General features: G+C 40.7%; 1 protein-coding gene and 1 pseudogene. Both read left to right on the forward strand.

Going from position 1 to position 713, the window contains the following annotated elements; genetic code table 11:
* The first annotated feature begins 65 nt into the window (after positions 1–65).
* Positions 66–476, forward strand: a complete 411-nt coding sequence (locus ACKTR2_RS10315) for a hypothetical protein (protein ID WP_407885056.1) — start codon at positions 66–68, stop codon at positions 474–476.
* A gap of 6 nt (positions 477–482) precedes the next feature.
* A pseudogene (locus ACKTR2_RS10320) lies at positions 483–713 on the forward strand (DNA topoisomerase III); the annotation flags it as partial.

Here is a 713-nt window from a genome sequence, read left to right on the forward strand (position 1 = left end):
GCTGGTATGGGTGCCATGAGAATGTTTCAAAATTATTTCCGTAACCACTAGGAGGAAAAATAGTTATGAAGAGAATCGCACACTGGTTATTGGAAAAAGCCAAAAAAGATATGCGAACCGATCCTTTTACAACACCTTCACGGCGGACTAAGTTGTCTTACTATTTTGATAACTTATTTAGCATGGTCTTCTATATAATGGGAATTTACCTCATGTTAATGGATTTATACCAAGAGCTTTTCACGGCGAACCATACCGATTTTTTAGGAACTGCGCTAATGGCCTTAGTTTTACTGCTGGGTGGCTTATTATTCCGTTGGTCAGCCTATGCAGATCTCAAAGCCATCAACCGGTATCAACATTATTTGAAGCAACAATCGATAGAGCAACAACAAGAATTGCGCCGTGAAACTTGGTTGAAAGCGGCTGAACAAGGTAAAACAGAATTAGATCAAAAACTTAATCACAAGGAGTGAACGAACATGACCACTGTTATCTTAGCTGAAAAACCCAGTCAAGCCCGTTCATACGTCCAAGCCTTTCAAAAGAGCACAAAAAAACAGGGTTACTATACGGTTAGTGACCCTGTTTTGCCCGAGAATACGCTTGTGACGTATGGTCTCGGACATTTAGTTGAACTGGCCACACCGGATAAATACGATCAGAAATACCAGCAATGGGCCCTATCTAATTTACCGATCTTTCCCGATAAA

It is taken from the genome of Furfurilactobacillus curtus (assembly GCF_045862785.1).
In the GTDB taxonomy this organism is placed as follows: Bacteria; Bacillota; Bacilli; order Lactobacillales; family Lactobacillaceae; genus Furfurilactobacillus; species Furfurilactobacillus curtus.

What these genes read in the sequence shown, in the direction of transcription:
- ACKTR2_RS10315 (WP_407885056.1), top strand. Translation starts at nt 66, where the DNA reads ATGAAGAGAATCGCACACTGGTTATTGGAAAAAGCCAAAAAAGATATG.